Origin of the sequence: Roseobacter sp. N2S (assembly GCF_031454055.1) — a bacterium.
In the GTDB taxonomy this organism is placed as follows: Bacteria; Pseudomonadota; Alphaproteobacteria; order Rhodobacterales; family Rhodobacteraceae; genus Amylibacter.
In genome coordinates this window covers 744,392-759,601 of record NZ_JAVDQB010000001.1, presented here as the reverse complement: position 1 = coordinate 759,601, position 15,210 = coordinate 744,392, and the positions used below count along the sequence as shown (strand labels likewise).

16 protein-coding genes are annotated in these 15,210 nt (G+C 57.4%); 8 read left to right on the top strand and 8 right to left on the bottom strand.

The features are described 5' to 3' along the window. Positions 1–217 precede the first annotated feature (217 nt). Together GGE09_RS03660 and GGE09_RS03655 are read left to right on the top strand one after the other, a co-directional pair. Positions 218–2,251, top strand: a complete 2,034-nt coding sequence (locus GGE09_RS03660; protein ID WP_309743972.1) for a M3 family metallopeptidase — start codon at positions 218–220, stop codon at positions 2,249–2,251. 72 nt (positions 2,252–2,323) lie between these two features. Next, positions 2,324–3,295, top strand: coding sequence for an NADPH:quinone reductase (locus tag GGE09_RS03655; protein ID WP_309743970.1), 972 nt, complete (start codon positions 2,324–2,326; stop codon positions 3,293–3,295). A gap of 30 nt (positions 3,296–3,325) precedes the next feature. Here GGE09_RS03655 and GGE09_RS03650 read toward each other — a convergent pair whose 3' ends face one another. Then, positions 3,326–3,742 (bottom strand): SH3 domain-containing protein, encoded by a 417-nt coding sequence (locus GGE09_RS03650; RefSeq protein WP_309743968.1) that lies wholly within the window; start codon positions 3,740–3,742, stop codon positions 3,326–3,328. Positions 3,743–3,946: 204 nt separating this feature from the next. Here GGE09_RS03650 and GGE09_RS03645 point away from each other — a divergent pair, with 204 nt between their 5' ends. Both GGE09_RS03645 and GGE09_RS03640 read left to right on the top strand, forming a co-directional pair. Beyond that, positions 3,947–4,933 carry a D-glycerate dehydrogenase gene (locus tag GGE09_RS03645; RefSeq protein WP_309743966.1) on the top strand — a complete coding sequence of 329 codons (987 nt, stop codon included), beginning with the start codon at positions 3,947–3,949 and terminating at the stop codon, positions 4,931–4,933. 40 nt (positions 4,934–4,973) lie between these two features. After that, positions 4,974–5,378 (top strand): cupin domain-containing protein, encoded by a 405-nt coding sequence (locus tag GGE09_RS03640; protein ID WP_309743964.1) that lies wholly within the window; start codon positions 4,974–4,976, stop codon positions 5,376–5,378. Between the two features lie 26 nt (positions 5,379–5,404). Here the strand turns inward: GGE09_RS03640 and GGE09_RS03635 are convergent, their stop codons facing one another. The 5 genes from GGE09_RS03635 to GGE09_RS03615 all read right to left on the bottom strand — a co-directional run bounded on the left by GGE09_RS03635 (position 5,405) and on the right by GGE09_RS03615 (position 9,662). Continuing rightward, complete coding sequence (locus tag GGE09_RS03635; protein ID WP_309743962.1) at positions 5,405–5,950, bottom strand: MOSC domain-containing protein; 546 nt, start codon at positions 5,948–5,950, stop codon at positions 5,405–5,407. A gap of 1 nt (position 5,951) precedes the next feature. Beyond that, positions 5,952–6,989 (bottom strand): HesA/MoeB/ThiF family protein, encoded by a 1,038-nt coding sequence (locus GGE09_RS03630; protein ID WP_309743960.1) that lies wholly within the window; start codon positions 6,987–6,989, stop codon positions 5,952–5,954. Beyond that, positions 6,989–7,450 (bottom strand): dUTP diphosphatase, encoded by a 462-nt coding sequence (gene dut, locus GGE09_RS03625; RefSeq protein WP_309743958.1) that lies wholly within the window; start codon positions 7,448–7,450, stop codon positions 6,989–6,991. The genes GGE09_RS03630 and dut overlap by 1 nt, the downstream gene beginning before the upstream one ends. After that, positions 7,443–8,642 carry a bifunctional phosphopantothenoylcysteine decarboxylase/phosphopantothenate--cysteine ligase CoaBC gene (coaBC, locus tag GGE09_RS03620; RefSeq protein WP_309743956.1) on the bottom strand — a complete coding sequence of 400 codons (1,200 nt, stop codon included), beginning with the start codon at positions 8,640–8,642 and terminating at the stop codon, positions 7,443–7,445. The genes dut and coaBC overlap by 8 nt, the downstream gene beginning before the upstream one ends. Before the next feature lie 132 nt (positions 8,643–8,774). Beyond that, positions 8,775–9,662, bottom strand: a complete 888-nt coding sequence (locus GGE09_RS03615) for an RNA polymerase factor sigma-32 (RefSeq protein ID WP_309743954.1) — start codon at positions 9,660–9,662, stop codon at positions 8,775–8,777. 55 nt (positions 9,663–9,717) lie between these two features. On the opposite strand from GGE09_RS03615, the gene cobU reads away from it, so the two are divergent. The 4 genes from cobU to GGE09_RS03595 are packed head-to-tail and all read left to right on the top strand — an operon-like array spanning position 9,718 to position 13,376. Further along, positions 9,718–10,314 (top strand): bifunctional adenosylcobinamide kinase/adenosylcobinamide-phosphate guanylyltransferase, encoded by a 597-nt coding sequence (gene cobU, locus GGE09_RS03610; protein WP_309744823.1) that lies wholly within the window; start codon positions 9,718–9,720, stop codon positions 10,312–10,314. Beyond that, positions 10,311–10,889, top strand: coding sequence for a histidine phosphatase family protein (locus GGE09_RS03605; RefSeq protein ID WP_309743952.1), 579 nt, complete (start codon positions 10,311–10,313; stop codon positions 10,887–10,889). Before cobU ends, GGE09_RS03605 begins: the two co-directional genes overlap by 4 nt. A 57-nt stretch (positions 10,890–10,946) precedes the next feature. After that, entirely contained in the window at positions 10,947–11,816 is an 870-nt protein-coding gene (locus tag GGE09_RS03600; RefSeq protein ID WP_309743950.1) for a glutathione S-transferase, read from the top strand. A gap of 48 nt (positions 11,817–11,864) precedes the next feature. Continuing rightward, the gene (locus tag GGE09_RS03595; RefSeq protein ID WP_309743948.1) at positions 11,865–13,376 is read left to right on the top strand and encodes a YifB family Mg chelatase-like AAA ATPase; all 1,512 of its coding nucleotides are present in this window, start codon (positions 11,865–11,867) and stop codon (positions 13,374–13,376) included. Here GGE09_RS03595 and GGE09_RS03590 read toward each other — a convergent pair. Together GGE09_RS03590 and gshB are read right to left on the bottom strand one after the other, a co-directional pair. After that, a complete protein-coding gene (locus GGE09_RS03590; RefSeq protein WP_309743946.1) occupies positions 13,345–14,259 on the bottom strand; it encodes an alpha/beta hydrolase in 915 nt (304 codons plus the stop codon). The two genes, GGE09_RS03595 and GGE09_RS03590, sit on opposite strands and share 32 nt — an antisense overlap. Beyond that, positions 14,256–15,200, bottom strand: coding sequence for a glutathione synthase (gshB, locus tag GGE09_RS03585; protein ID WP_309743944.1), 945 nt, complete (start codon positions 15,198–15,200; stop codon positions 14,256–14,258). Before gshB ends, GGE09_RS03590 begins: the two co-directional genes overlap by 4 nt. Between the last annotated feature and the right edge of the window lie 10 nt (positions 15,201–15,210).

The window sequence follows — 15,210 nt, the reverse complement described above, 5'->3', positions numbered from 1 at the left end:
CTGCCCGATTCAAAAGTTGGCTTCGGGATACGGTTTGAAATGGGCCAAACTGTGACAACCCCAGCGGGATTTCAGAAAAATCTGCGACCCGTAGGACACAAATCGGGGTGCGAAATCCGGTTGACGGCGCGCTTGGCCAAGACAGATTGTTTGCAAGCTATGGAAACCCGCAGCGCCAGCGCCTAAGCTACGCCAAACCCCTTTTGGAGCCCTATTCATGTCCGCGACAAACCCGTTTCTTTCCGATTGGTCAGGCCCCTTTGCCCTGCCCCCGTTCGACCAGATCACCGACGCCGATTTTGCCCCCGCCTTTGAGGCTGCTTTCACCCAATCCCGCGCGGCCATCAACGCGATTGCCGATAATCCCGCGCCAGCCAGTTTCGCCAATACCATTGACGCGATGGAGCAGGCCGACGCACTGATGGACAAGGTTGCGGGGGTGTTTTTTAACCTGTCCGGATCAGACAGCAACCCGACGCGAGAAGCGTTGCAACGGGATCTCGCCCCGCGTTTTGCCGCCTTTGGTTCGGAAACCATGATGAATGCGGCATTGTTTGCCCGTGTGGATACGCTGTTTCAAACCCGTGACAGTCTGGGGTTAAGTGCCGAGCAATCCCGCGTATTGGACCTGTATCACCGCATGTTTGTGCGCGCAGGTGCGCAGTTGACGGGGACCGCCAAAACCCGTCTGCCCGCTGTGACTGAACGCTTGGCCGAACTGGGCACTGCGTTTTCGCAAAACCTGCTGGCGGATGAACGGGACTGGTTCATGGAACTGGGCGCAGCCGATCTGGATGGCCTGCCAGAGTTCCTGAAATCCGCCGCCCGTTCTGCTGCTGAGGAACGGGATCTGGACGGCTATGTCATCACCCTGTCCCGCTCTTTGATTGTGCCGTTTTTGCAGTTTTCCGCGCGCCGTGACCTGCGGGAAAAAGCCTATACTGCTTGGGGGAAACGGGGTGAAAACGGTGGTAAAACCGACAATATCGACATTGTCCGTGAAACCCTGAGCCTGCGTCAGGAACGGGCCAACCTGCTGGGCTATGACACATTCGCCGATTTCAAGCTGGAACCGGAAATGGCCAAAACACCAGAAGCGGTGCGCGATTTGCTGATGGCGGTTTGGGAACCTGCCAAAGCCGCTGCCAATGCCGATGCGGCGCGTTTGACGGAAATGATGCACAACGATGGCGTGAACGGCGATTTGGAACCTTGGGACTGGCGCTATTACGCGGAAAAACTGCGGGCGGCTGAATATGATCTGGATGAGGCAGAGTTGAAGCCCTATTTCCAGTTGGACCAGATGATCGAGGCCGCCTTTGACTGTGCCAACCGTCTGTTCGGGCTGACCTTTCACCGCCTTGATGTGCCGCTCTACCACAAAGACGCCCGCGCATGGGAGGTGCGCAAAGGCGACCGTCACATGGCGGTTTTCATCGGGGATTATTTCGCGCGGTCCTCAAAACGCTCGGGCGCTTGGTGTTCACGGTTCCGCGCGCAATCCAACCTTGGCACGCAAGTACGCCCCATCACCGTCAACGTCTGCAACTTTGCCAAAGCGCCCGCAGGCCAGCCCAATCTTCTGACCTTTGATGATGCCCGCACCCTGTTCCATGAATTCGGACATGCGCTGCATTCTATGTTGTCGGACGTGCATTATTCCATGATTTCGGGCACTTCGGTCGCGCGGGACTTTGTTGAACTGCCCAGCCAACTGTATGAACACTGGCTGTCGGTGCCAAGCGTGTTGGAAAAATATGCCCGTCATGCAGACACAGATGCGCCGATGCCAAAGGCCTTGCTGGATAAATTGCTGGCGGCTGAAAACTTTGACATGGGGTTTTCCACGGTGGAATATACAGCATCTGCGCTGGTTGATCTGGCGTTCCATTCCGGCCCGCCCCCCGCTGATCCGCTGGCCCGACAGGCGGAAATTCTGGCGGAACTGGATATACCAGCAGCCATCCGTATGCGCCATGCCACGCCTCATTTTGCCCATGTGTTTTCGGGTGACGGATATTCGTCCGGCTATTACAGCTATATGTGGTCCGAGGTGATGGACGCTGACGCTTTCGCCGCCTTTGAAGAGGTCGGCGATCCGTTTGATGCCGATTTGGCGGCCAAACTGCACGATCATATCTATTCCGCAGGGGGCAGTGCCGAGGGTGCCGCACTGTACCAAGCGTTTCGGGGCAGTATGCCCAAAGTGGACGCCTTGCTGAAAGGCCGCGGTTTGGACACAGCACTCTGATCCCCTCCCTTTTCCCTAAATCTGGCCCGCCAAACGGGGCGGTCCTTTTGACTTCAGCTCAAGGAACCCAATATGAAAGCAGCCTTTTATACCGCCCAAGGCCATGCCGATGACGTTTTACAAATCGGCGAGTTGCCAACCCCCACACCCCAAGCAGGCGAAGTCCTTGTTCGGCTTGCCACATCCGGTGCCAATCCTTCGGATGTGAAATCCCGCGCGGGATCGCGACCGATGACTGTGCCCCTGATCATCCCCCATTCCGATGGCGCTGGCGTGATCGAGGCTGTGGGCGCGGGCGTTGACGCTGCGCGCGTCGGCCAGCGGGTCTGGATCTGGAACGGCCAATGGCAACGCCCCTTTGGCACCTGCGCCGAATACATCGCACTGCCGTCCGAACAGGCGGTTGATCTGGATGAAGGCACGTCTTTTGACGCCGCCGCCTGTCTGGGCATCCCTGCCCTGACCGCCTTTCGCTGCATGTTCGCGGATGGCCCTGTTGAGGGGGACAAAGTCCTGGTGTCGGGCGGGGCAGGCACCGTGGCCCGCTACGCAATTCAAATGGCAAAAATGGGCGGCGCAGAGGTGATAACCACCGTATCCTCTGAAGAAAAGGCCGCCTATGTGCGTGAAGCTGGCGCAGATCACGTGGTGAATTATCGCGATGCAAATGCCGCCGAGCAGATTCTTGATCTGACGGGTGGGGTCCACCGCGCGGTCGAGCTGGAATTTGGTGTAAACGCAAATCTGCTGGCCGAAGTGATGCGTCCGAACGGGACGATTGCCGCCTATGGCTCTGCGGCCAATCCCGCGCCGCAAATCCCCTTTATGCCGATGATGTTCAAAGACCTGACCCTGCGCATGGTGCTGGTCTATATCCTGACGCCCGAAGCACGCCGCTTTGCGGTGGATGGGCTGACCCAACTGCTGGCCACAGGGCGCATGACCCATTCTGTGGCCGCAACTTTCGCGCTGGATCATGTGGCAGAGGCCCATGAACTGGTGGAAAGCGCGGATAAAATGGGGTCGGTGGTGATTACCCTTTAAGCGGGGCAAAAGGCGCGGCTGGTCGCAAGATCAGTCGCGAACCTCATCCGGGGTTACGCCCCAAAGATCGGTTTTTTTGGCCCAGCCTTTGGCCCCTTGGGCGCTGATTTCACAGAAATTCAGCTCACATGATCCCAATCGCGCCAAGGCGCCCCGTTCGGCATAAGCCCGCGTAGCAGCGGCATCATTCGGGGTCAGGTACAGGCTGACTTTGTCTTCTTGAACAATCACATAGCGTGATCCTGACAGCAGCGAGTAATGCATCCAGCCGCCCTGTCCCTCGGCGTCTTGAACCCGCCGCCAATGACCGTATTCCGCAACGATCTGCAAGGGCAGATTGGCGTGTTTGAACACCCAGTCCACACGGTGCGTTAGCGAAGGGCCGCGCCGCACGTTGCCTTCTTCGGATTTCATCGAAACAAAGCGCGGCATCGGCAGATTCGTCACTGGACCCCGCTTGCCCGAGGCCATAGCTGAACCCCCGCCCCCTGCAACCGCAAAGAGAACGCTGAAAACCAGTATTATGAAAGCCGCCCGTGCCATCTTGACCCGCCGTTGTAATCTTTTGCCTCAGTCGGGGTCTTTAACCTTGCCCCATTAGGCGAATCCTTGGCAGAATAGGGAAAACAAATCCAGAGTTGGTTACATCAAATGCCCTCAAGTAAATTAAGTGTTGTTGTTACGCGACGGTTACCTGCCACAGTCGAGAACCGTCTGTCAGAGCTGTTTGACGTAAAATTGAACGAGACAGACACCCCCATGACCCGCGAACAATTGGCGGCAGCCCTGCGCACTGCGGATGTGCTGGTTCCAACCCTGACCGATACAATCGACGCGGGAATGTTGGCACAGGCAGGCGCAAATCTGCGGCTGATTGCCAACTACGGTTCGGGCGTCGATCACATCGACGTGGCCACCGCCCGCCAGCGGGGGATTTTGGTATCCAACACACCCGGTGTGCTGGCCGATGACACGGCTGATATGACCATGGCTTTGATGCTGGCGGTGATGCGCCGCTTTCGCGAAGGGTCTGGCCATTTGCAATCTGGCGATTGGCAAGGATGGTCCCCATCCGCGTTTCTGGGCGCGCGTCTGGGCGGCAAACGTCTGGGGATTCTGGGCATGGGGCAGGTCGGCACAGCCGTTGCCCGCCGCGCCAATGCCTTTGGGATGCAGGTGTTTTATCACAACCGCAAACGGGTTCACAAAGACGTGGAAACAGCACTTGGGGCCACCTATTGCGAAAGTTTCGACCAAATGCTGGCGCGGATGGATGTGATTTCAATCAACTGCCCCCATACGCCCAGCACCTTTCATCTGCTGAATGCCCGCCGCTTGAAGCTGATGAAACCCAGCGCCTTTGTCATCAACACCTCGCGCGGGGAAGTGGTGGATGAAAACGCCCTGACCCGTATGTTGCGGGCTGGCGAACTGGCGGGTGCGGGTCTGGATGTGTTTGAACACGGCAATGAAATCAATCCTCGTCTGCGCGGGCTGGATAACGTGATGCTGTTGCCCCATATGGCCTCGGCGACCGAAGAAGCGCGGGTGGAAATGGGTGAGAAAGTTATCATCAACATCAAGACCTTCGCCGATGGTCACCGCCCACCGGATCAGGTTGTTCCAAGCATGCTGTAAGCGCGCCGCCACTCAAAACCCCTTTTTAAGGATACCCAAGATGGACATCAAACGCAGCGGCAGCAGGCCCACAAAAAAGGCCAGCGCCGACTGGTTTACAGGTGACGTCTGGCAAGACCCGATCGTCGAGGCCCCCGAGCCCGCCCGCCTGCGCGCCTTAAAAGTCCACTTTGCACCGGGTGCGCGCACCGCATGGCACACCCACCCGTTGGGGCAGACGTTGTATGTGGTGTCTGGCACGGGGTTGGTCGGTCTACGGGGCAAACCGCCCGAGATTATCCGCGCAGGCGACACTGTGTTTTTCGCCCCGAATGAGGAACACTGGCACGGTGCCACAGCCGATTGCGCCATGATCCACATCGCCATGCAAGAGGCCCTGAACGGCAGCGTTGCCGACTGGCTGGAACACGTAAACGATGCGGATTACGGCCAAACGCCCGTTTAAAAAATAAATGATATCAAGGTGCTGACCTAGATTTTGGTCAGCACATCGCCTTTGCGTACTACGCCATCCTGCACGATACTACACAGCGCCCCGCGCAGACGGTGCTGCACATTTTCCGGCCTGTTGATCCAGTCAAAACTTTCGCGCCCGTGACGGACTTTCCATTTAGCGCAGGCGGTGTTGAACACATCCGACACTTCTAGAATCGCGGTTCCCGCCTGTAAGCGCGTGCCAGCGGGCAGGTTTTCCTCTCCCAGATCCATATCCGCAATCATCGTATCACCGGGGTAAACCACGCTATCGCGATCCCGCCAGCACAGATCAAGCACCCGCCGTTGCAGAATAGAAACCTGAATGCGCGGATCGGGAGAGCCGTCTTCCAGCTTCATCCACGGGTGTTTCATCCAACGTTCATTTTCAATACCTGTGGCCACGCGCAATTCCAACGCTTCGCGGAAATCCCGCTGGCCGAAATCAGGACGGTGGCACAGGGTTTCGATCGCCGCTTCTTTCGGGGCGGCCAGAATATGCGCCAGTGCCGCGTCACATTCGGCTAGGGTTACATGAGCCATGTCAAAGTCCTCCACAGACGGTGCAACTGCTGCGCCGTTCAATTTGTATCTTGCGGCTTTCGCCATAAAGCGCATCAAAAATCAACATGGAGCCGCGCAAAACCTGCCCTGCTCCGGTGATTTCCTTAATCGCCTCAACCGCCATCATCGACCCGATGATACCGGGCAAAGCGCCAACCACGCCAGCCTCGGCACAGCTTGGGGCGAGACCGTCAGCGGGTTGGTCGGGAAACAGGCAGGCGTAGCAAGGATCATTACGGGCGGGATCAAACACGGTGACTTGCCCTTCCCACTGGCCAATTGCGCCTGAAACCAGCGGTTTAGCTGCGGCGACACAGGCCTTATTTACAAGCGCACGGGTGGCAAAGGTGTCGGTGCCATCCAGCACCAAATCAAACTCTGCCACCAGATCAGCCCCCTGTTCGGCGGTAAATTTTCGGTTGTAGGGCAGAACCTCTACAAATGGATTAAGCCCTTTCAAAGCCGCCTGGGCTGCAAAAACCTTGGGCTTATCCATGTCGTCTTCGCGGAACAGGACCTGACGTTGCAGGTTGGACAGGCTGACCACATCATCGTCAATCACCCCGATAGTCCCGACGCCTGCCGCCGCCAGATATTGCAGCACAGGCGCACCCAAACCGCCTGCCCCCACCACCAAAACCCGCGCCTTGCGCAGCTTGCGTTGGCCCGGTCCGCCGATTTCACGCAGCACAATATGGCGGGCATAACGGTCCAATTCGGTTTCAGACATCTTGTCGGATTTTACGGCGATCTCTTCGGCACCGCCAGCCCGCGCTTTCAGCTTTTTGATGCCAAAGGCGTATCCCCCGACAACCGCGAAAACTGCCAGTAGGATTAACCAGTTCGACACAGACCCACCCGTCGCAATCCGCAAACTATTCCCGGCAGGTAAGGTCACCTGCACCAACAGCACAAAGGCCAGCCCAAGGGCCACAATCGCCCCCTGCGCCCCCCGAGAGCCGCCCATAAGCCGCAGCCCGAAAGCCGCCGCACAGATGATAATCAGGCTAAAGACCATCAGCCCTGACCAGTCGATCCAAAACCATCCGTGCCCCGCTCGGATTCCCCCAGCGGATGGTTCAAATCCCACCCCACTTGCATGACCGGCGCAAAGACAATCTGCGCGATCCGGTCACCGTGGTTCACCACAAAGGGCGCGTCCCCCAGATTGATCAGGATCACCCCCAAAGGCCCGCGATAATCGCTGTCGATTGTACCGGGCGCATTGGCCACCGTGACACCATGTTTCAACGCCAAACCGGACCGAGGTCGCACCTGCGCTTCAAACCCGCGCGGAATTTCCAGCGCCAGCCCCGTGGCCACCAGTGCCCGCGCATTGGGCGCGATTTCGACACGGCCGCGATCCGCCAGATTGGCCCGCAGGTCCATTCCCGCAGCCCCGCTGGTTTCATAGGCGGGCAGCGGAATTTCGCGGTCCGCATCGTCCAGATAGATAATTTTCACCGCCAGATCAGCCACCGATCACCTCCGCTATTTTTGCCGCCAGACGATCCGCAACCGCCTGTTTCCCCATTCGGGGCCAAGGCTCTGATCCCGTATCCGAAATCAAGGTTACCGCATTTTCAGACCCGCCCATGATTCCCGTTTCAGGTGACACATCATTGGCGACAATCCAGTCACAGCCCTTGCGCAGCCGCTTGGCTGTGGCATGGGCAATCACGTCATCGGTTTCCGCCGCAAAGCCAACCACCAAAGGCGGACGCCCCTGCGTCAACTGGCTGACCGTTGCCAGAATATCGGGGTTTTCGGCAAATTCCAAAACTGGCAAGGCCCCGCTGCCGTCTTTCTTGATCTTGCTGCCCGAAGCACTGGCCACCCGCCAATCCGCCACAGCCGCTGCAAACACGGCCGCATCCGCAGGCAAACCGGATTGAACCGCCGCCAACATCTCTGCCGCCGTCTGTACGCGTACCACATCCACGCCTTCAGGCATCGGGTGGTCCGCTGGCCCCGTCACAAAAGTCACCCGCGCGCCCAGCCCCGCCAAAGCCTGCGCAATCGCAGTGCCCTGCGCCCCGCTGGATCGGTTCGCGATATAGCGCACCGGATCAATCGGTTCATGGGTCGGCCCGCTGGTCACCAAAACATGCTTGCCCCGCAACGGCCCGTTCAACAGCGCATTTTCAACAGCCGCAACAATCTGGGGCACCTCGGCCATACGACCCGGCCCATATTCGCCGCAGGCCATATTGCCGCTATCCGGCCCCACCACCAACACGCCGTCATCCGTCAGTGTGGTCAAATTCCGCTGGGTCGCTGCGTGATCCCACATGCGCACATTCATCGCAGGCGCAATCAACACCCGCTTGTCCGTGGCCATCAACAGGGTGCTGGCCAGATCACCCGCAATCCCATGGGCCATCTTCGCCATCAAATCCGCCGTCGCAGGGGCAACCACCACCAGATCCGCCGAGCGGGACAGTTGGATATGCCCCATCTCTGCCTCATCCGTCAGATCAAACAATTCGCGAAACACCTTGGACCCTGACAAAGCCGCCACAGACAAAGGCGTCACAAACTCCTCTGCGGCTTTGGTCATTACTGGCACCACTTTGGCCCCCCGATCCTGCAACCGCCGGATCAGATCGAGGCTCTTATACGCCGCAATCCCGCCCCCGATCACCAACAACACTCTGCGCCCGTTCAACATGGCAAACTCCAGATAGCTCTTGCACCAGACTTAGCCAGCTTCGCCCGCAAAGCAAAGGGCGGTTCCAGCAAAACCTGAAACCGCCCTCTTTTTGGGTCAAATATCCAATTCCGACGCCAGCGCCGGATGGTATCACATCAATTCAGCCATCAATTCTGCCGAGTTGCCAGTGTTTTTCTCCAGCAGTTTCTTCAACTTGCCAAGGGCTGCCGCTTCGACCTGACGAATCCGTTCCTTGGACAGGCCAAGCTCTTCGCCAATTGATCCCAACGTACGCGGGTCTTCGATCAACAACCGCTGTGCCAGAATATAGCGTTCGCGGTCATTCAGGCCTTCCATGGCTGTGTTCAACCAGTTGCGCAGCTGGCCCAGATCGTGGTTGCGTTCCACAACCTCTGCCGCCTGCGGGCCATCATCCGCCAGCGTATCCTGCCATTCGCGACCTTCATCCTCGGCGGATTGCTGGGCATTCAGTGAAAAGTCAGAGCCGGACAACCGCCCCTGCATCATTTCCACATCCCGCAACGGCACGCCGATTTCCTGCGCAATCATTTCGGACAGTTGATGCCCGTCCAGTTCCACACCCGCCGAAGTCGCCTCGCGCTCTAGCGTGGCTTGCACCCGCTTGAGGTTGAAAAACAGCGCCTTCTGGCTGCTGGTGGATCCGGTGCGCACCATCGACCAGTTGCGCATGACATAGTCCTGAATGGCAGCTTTGATCCACCATTGCGCGTAGGTCGAAAACCGCACGCCCCGTTCGGGGTCGAACTTATCCGCTGCCTTCATCAGGCCAACGCCCGCTTCCTGAATCAGGTCTTGTGTATTGGCCCCGTAGCGTCGGAATTTCGACGCCATGGAAATGGCCAATCGCATATAGGCGTTAATCAATCGGTGCAGCGCCTTTTCATCGCGGTCATCCCGCCATGCCCGCGCCAAGGCGATTTCGGTTTCTGCATCCAGTAATTCGGCTTTCATCGCCTGACGGCGAAAGTCATGATTTGTGATGTCATCAAGAGGCATATTGAGATCTCCTAATCCAATCTGTGCTTGAGCTTTAGTAAGCTTTGCTCACAATATACTACGTAGGAACGGGAGTGTCCGATCACAATGGAGTGCACTTATTTTAACTTTCCCTAAATTAACCCTTGTTCTAGGGGGGGCTGCCTCTGGCAAATCCCACTTTGCAGAACAATTGGTGTCCCACAGCGGCTTACCGCGCAGCTATATCGCAACAGCACAGGCTTTCGATTCAGAAATGCGCGAAAAAATCCTTGAACATCAAAAGGATCGCGGCAACGACTGGAACACGATCGAAGCCCCCATCGCTGTCCCTGAGGTTTTGCAAACCCTGCCAGATCACCAAATCACACTGGTAGATTGCCTGACATTGTGGCTCACCAATTTAATTCTGGCGGAAAACGGCACAAATCCGCCCGCCGAGGACCCAGCGACCCTGTTTTTGGCCGCTGCAAGCGCATGCAATTTCCCAATTGTTACAGTTTCAAACGAGGTCGGGCACAGCATTGTTCCAGAATCAGCTTTGGGACGGCGGTTCCAACGGGCCCAAGGCCGATTGAACGCCAGAATCGCCCAACATGCCGATCTGGTTGTGATGGTGACGGCCGGCCTGCCCCAAGTCCTGAAAGGCCAATTGCCCGAGGGTTTGACATGAGCCGTTTCTGGTTTGTCCGCCATGGCCCGACCCACCGCGACGGGTTGATCGGCTGGACCGATGCGCCCGCCGATCTGTCTGATCAGCCCGCGCTGGATCGGTTGAACGCCTATCTGCCGCAACAGGCTGTGGTAATTTCATCAGACCTGATCCGCTGTGTCGCCACCGCCGACACCCTGTCCGCAGGCCGCACCCGCCTGCCCCACGACCCTGATTTGCGCGAGCTGCATTTCGGCGATTGGGAAGATAAAACCTTTGGCCAAGTATCTAAAACCGACGCCGATCTGTCCCGCGCCTATTGGTCCGACCCCGGCCCCCACGCGCCCCCAAACGGCGAAAGCTGGGATGCCGCAGGACAAAGGGTCAGCCGCGGCGTAGACCGATTGTTAAGCGCACATCCCGACACCGATATCATCGTCGTCGCCCATTTCGGCGCGATTCTGACGCAGGTTCAACGGGCCGCAGGGATGCCCGCGAAATCCGCGCTCTCGTTCAAAATCGACAACCTGTCCGTTACCCGACTTGAACATATGGGCAAGGCGTGGCGTGTGCTGGGGGTCAATCACAATCCGTGACGCAATTGATCACAAAAGACGATTTGCGTTTTTTCCAGCAACCGGAATACTCGCCCTATGAAATATGAACTCGCCATAGCCGATAAAACCTATTCCAGCTGGTCCCTGCGTGGCTGGCTGCTGTTTGAACGTTTCAACATCCCGTTCAAACAGCACACTGCGCGCATGTATCTACCGGAATTCCAACAGATGTTGGAACAGTTCAAGCCCGCCCGTTTGGTGCCCGCGATGAAATTCGACGGTGTGGTGGTACAAGAAACCATCGCCATTGCTGAAACGCTGGCCGAACAGAACCCGGACAAAACCATGTGGCCCAGCGATCCTGCCGCCCGTGCCATGGCGCGGTCTGTTACGGCGGAAATGCACGCGTCCTTCGGGGCGCTGCGCAACGATTGCACCATGAATCTGCGGCGTCATTATCCAGATTACAAACCCTCGGACGCCGTGCTGGCTGATACGCAGCGCATGATGGACCTCTGGGATATGTGCCGCACAGAATTCGGGCAGGACGGCCCGTGGCTTTTCGGCCAATACACCATCGCCGATGCCTTTTACGCCCCAGCTGTCACACGTTTTGCCACCTATAACCTGCCCCGCAGCGACGCAGCCGACGCCTATATAGCCGCACATCTGGCCGATCCAGCATTCCGCCGCTGGCGCGCCATGGGGTTGGCCCAGAACTATATCCAAAACGGCTATGACAAAGACCTGATTGAAGGCAACTGGCCTGGTCCAGCCCCCTTGCCCGCCCGTGCAGTCGACGCGGGCCCGTCTGAAAACGAAACCTGCCCTTATTCCGGAAAACCCGTGACGGATTTTCTGGAACTCGACGGACGTATCTTTGGCTTTTGCAATACATTCTGCCGCGACAAAACCGTAGCGGATGCTGCGGCTTGGGATCGGTTTATACAAATTTACCAAAAATAAACCATCGCCCCCGTATCGTTAACCAATCTTAACGGGATCGGGGAATCAATGGTCGCGCGCGCCTATACAGTTGCGTTTCATGGGGTCGAGGCCCGCATTGTAGAGGTGCAATGTTCCCTCTCCCCGGGTTTACCTTCGTTCCAGATTGTCGGCCTACCTGACAAAGCCGTGTCCGAGGCGAAAGAAAGAGTGCGCGCCGCCATGAACAGCCTTGCACTGGCCCTGCCGTCAAAACGCATCACCATCAATCTGTCACCTGCGGATCTGCCAAAAGAGGGGTCGCATTTTGACCTGCCCATCGCACTGGCGTTGATGGCGGCGATGGATGTGATCCCCCGCGAAGACGTGGAACGGCAAGTGGCCTTGGGGGAGCTTTCACTGGATGGCGGGCTTATTCCTGTGATCGGCACCTTACCTGCGGCCCTTGCAGCGGCCCAAGAGGATTGCAACCTGATCTGCCCTGCCGATTGCGGTGCCGAGGCGGCGTGGGTCGGGGCTGTGCAGGTGATCGCGCCCGCGTCCCTGCTGGAATGTATGAACCATTTTCGGGGCCGCCACATTCTAACCCCCGCCCAACCAGGAGAAGTCATTGCCGATCCGCAAACCCGCGACCTAAGAGATGTGAAAGGCCAGGTACGGGCCAAACGCGCCTTGGAAATCGCAGCGGCGGGGCGGCACCATCTGTTTTTTGTCGGCGCACCCGGTTCAGGGAAATCCATGATGGCCGCACGCGTTCCCGGCCTTTTACCCCCGTTGGAACCGGAAGAAGCACTGGAAACCTCGATGATCCACTCGCTCGCCGGGCTGTTGTCTTCTGGCGGTATTTCCAAAACCCGCCCGTTCCGCGACCCCCATCACACCGCATCAAAAGCGGCGATTGTCGGGGGGGGGCGCGGTGCGAAACCGGGGGAAATCTCGCTCGCCCATAATGGCGTTTTGTTTTTGGATGAACTGCCGGAATTCTCTCGGCAAGTGCTGGAAACCCTGCGCCAACCCTTGGAAACCGGCACCGTGATGGTGGCCCGCGCCAACAACCATGTAACATATCCCTGCCGTTTCATGCTGATTTCTGCCGCCAACCCCTGCCGTTGCGGTTATATGGCAGATGCCGCGCGCGCCTGCGCCCGTGTGCCATTGTGCGGGCAGGATTATCTCGGAAAAATATCCGGCCCCTTGATGGACCGCTTCGATCTGCGGGTCGACGTCCCGCCAGTTTCCATGACAGATCTTACACTACCTGACACAGGGGATTCGTCCTTTTCCATTGCCGAACGGGTTGCTGCCGCGCGAAAAATTCAATGTGTCCGGTTTCAAGATCATACCGATTTGCGCCAGAATGCAGATGCCGAAGGGACCATTTTACAAGAGATCGCCACGCCTGATCCCGAGGGCGCAGCGATGTTGGAAAAAGCAGCGGATCGGTTCCAAATATCAGCGCGGGGTTATCATCGCATCCTGCGGGTCGCCCGTACAATCGCGGATTTAGCGGGATCTGACAGGGTTCGCCTGCCTCATGTAGCCGAGGCGATCAGCTATCGTTTGGGCTCCGGCGCGCCTTGATAAAGGCTACAATATCGTTAATTGCGGCGCGGGCTTCAGGGAAGTGGCCGGTCATAATTTGGAACACATGAAAGGCATTGGGCCAACTGCGCACCAGAACATCATGCCCCTGCGACACCAGTTTGCTTTGCATTTCCAACGTGTCATCACGCAACATTTCCCCGTCGCTGTGGTGTAACAGGATCGGCGGGCATCGTTCAAATTTGGCATAAAAAGGGGAGGCATAGGGCTGTTTACGATCCTGATCCCCCAGATACATTGTTCCCAATTCGTCGAACCGGTCAGAACTTAGTAAAACTTCACTTTTTGCGTTGGATTTCAGGCTATCAAACCCACCCGACATATCCACGACGGGACTAAGGACAAAGGCAGATTGGGGTAAATCCGCTTTAGAATCAGACAAATGCGCCAACAAAGCCAGAACCAGATTTCCCCCGGCGCTATCGCCGCCAAGAATAATCTGATCCGCACGCAGGCCCCGCCCGATCAGCCCTTCGTAGGTGGCCACCACATCATCGAACCCCGCAGGAAACGGATGTTCAGGTGCCAAACGATATCGCGGCATCACCGCTTGTATGCCAAGGTCGCCCGCGATTTCAGCCACCATATGTTTGTGGGTGTCCGGACTGCCCACAATAAAACCGCCCCCGTGAATGTAGAGCAGCACATCTTCGCGTTTTATTGCGCCGCGAGACACCCAAGTCACAGGCACATCCGCAATCGCGCCATTGCGATAATCCGCAAAAGCAGGATGAACATGCATGCGTTTTGCATGGTTTTCAAAGGCTTGTCGCGCCTCTGCCGGGTTTTGAACACGCGCCACCCAAGGCTTGATCACAAGCCGGGTAAACGCACTGTACAGGCAAAGGCGCAGAGAGTTCATTTTGGGATTCGCCTTTCAATAGCTTGCCAAATCATTTCGGCCACGTTGATCCCGTCAAACCGCTCCAACTCCTGAATTCCCGTGGGCGAGGTGACGTTGATTTCGGTCAGGTTACCACCGATCACGTCAATTCCGACAAAAATCTGCCCTTTTTCCCGCAACAACGGGCCAATCGCAGCGCAAATCTCGCGATCCCGATCCGTCAGTGCCACTTTTTCAGGCCGCCCGCCCACATGCATGTTCGAGCGAGTTTCGCCCTTGGCAGGAACGCGGTTGATGGCCCCGACAGGTTCCCCGTCCACCAAAATCACCCGCTTATCGCCAGCAGCAACATCCGGCAGAAATTTCTGGGCGATCAAAGGCTCTCGGTTGATGCCGCAAAACAGTTCATGCAAGGAATTCAGGTTGCGATCACCTGGCTCCAGACGAAACACCCCAGCACCACCGTTGCCGTACAGCGGCTTGAGGATGATATCGCCGTGGCGTTCCTTGAATTCCTTCAAAGTGTTCAAATCCCGCGCGATTGTGGTGGGCGGAGTGAGATCGGGAAACTGCAAAACCAACAGTTTTTCAGGGTAGTTCCGCACCCATTGAGGATCATTCACCACCAAGGTTTTTGGGTGGATCATGTCCAAAATATGGGTGGTGGTGATATAGCCCATATCAAAAGGCGGATCCTGACGCAGCCAGACCACATCCCAATCCGCAAGATCAATTTTCTCTTCGGGTTGCAATGTCACGTGATCGCCTTTTACACGGCGAAGTTCCATGCGATGGCCACGCGCGGTCACACGTCCCTCTTCAAAGGCCAGTTTGTCAGGCGTGTAGTAAAACAGTTCATGCCCACGGGCCTGCGCCTCTTCGGCAATGCGAAAACTGCTGTCTGCGTTAATATCAACGTCCCCGATCGGGTCCATTTGGAAGGCGACCTTCAAGCTCATAACGGTGGGT

Coding starts and splice junctions, on each gene's coding strand:
- GGE09_RS03645 (WP_309743966.1), top strand. CDS start 3,947: ATGCCCTCAAGTAAATTAAGTGTTGTTGTTACGCGACGGTTACCTGCC.
- GGE09_RS03655 (WP_309743970.1), top strand. CDS start 2,324: ATGAAAGCAGCCTTTTATACCGCCCAAGGCCATGCCGATGACGTTTTA.
- GGE09_RS03605 (WP_309743952.1), top strand. CDS start 10,311: ATGAGCCGTTTCTGGTTTGTCCGCCATGGCCCGACCCACCGCGACGGG.
- gshB (WP_309743944.1), bottom strand. CDS start 15,200: ATGAGCTTGAAGGTCGCCTTCCAAATGGACCCGATCGGGGACGTTGAT.
- GGE09_RS03635 (WP_309743962.1), bottom strand. CDS start 5,950: ATGGCTCATGTAACCCTAGCCGAATGTGACGCGGCACTGGCGCATATT.
- GGE09_RS03590 (WP_309743946.1), bottom strand. CDS start 14,259: ATGAACTCTCTGCGCCTTTGCCTGTACAGTGCGTTTACCCGGCTTGTG.
- GGE09_RS03660 (WP_309743972.1), top strand. CDS start 218: ATGTCCGCGACAAACCCGTTTCTTTCCGATTGGTCAGGCCCCTTTGCC.
- GGE09_RS03615 (WP_309743954.1), bottom strand. CDS start 9,662: ATGCCTCTTGATGACATCACAAATCATGACTTTCGCCGTCAGGCGATG.
- GGE09_RS03640 (WP_309743964.1), top strand. CDS start 4,974: ATGGACATCAAACGCAGCGGCAGCAGGCCCACAAAAAAGGCCAGCGCC.
- coaBC (WP_309743956.1), bottom strand. CDS start 8,642: ATGTTGAACGGGCGCAGAGTGTTGTTGGTGATCGGGGGCGGGATTGCG.
- GGE09_RS03600 (WP_309743950.1), top strand. CDS start 10,947: ATGAAATATGAACTCGCCATAGCCGATAAAACCTATTCCAGCTGGTCC.
- GGE09_RS03595 (WP_309743948.1), top strand. CDS start 11,865: ATGGTCGCGCGCGCCTATACAGTTGCGTTTCATGGGGTCGAGGCCCGC.
- GGE09_RS03630 (WP_309743960.1), bottom strand. CDS start 6,989: ATGGTCTTTAGCCTGATTATCATCTGTGCGGCGGCTTTCGGGCTGCGG.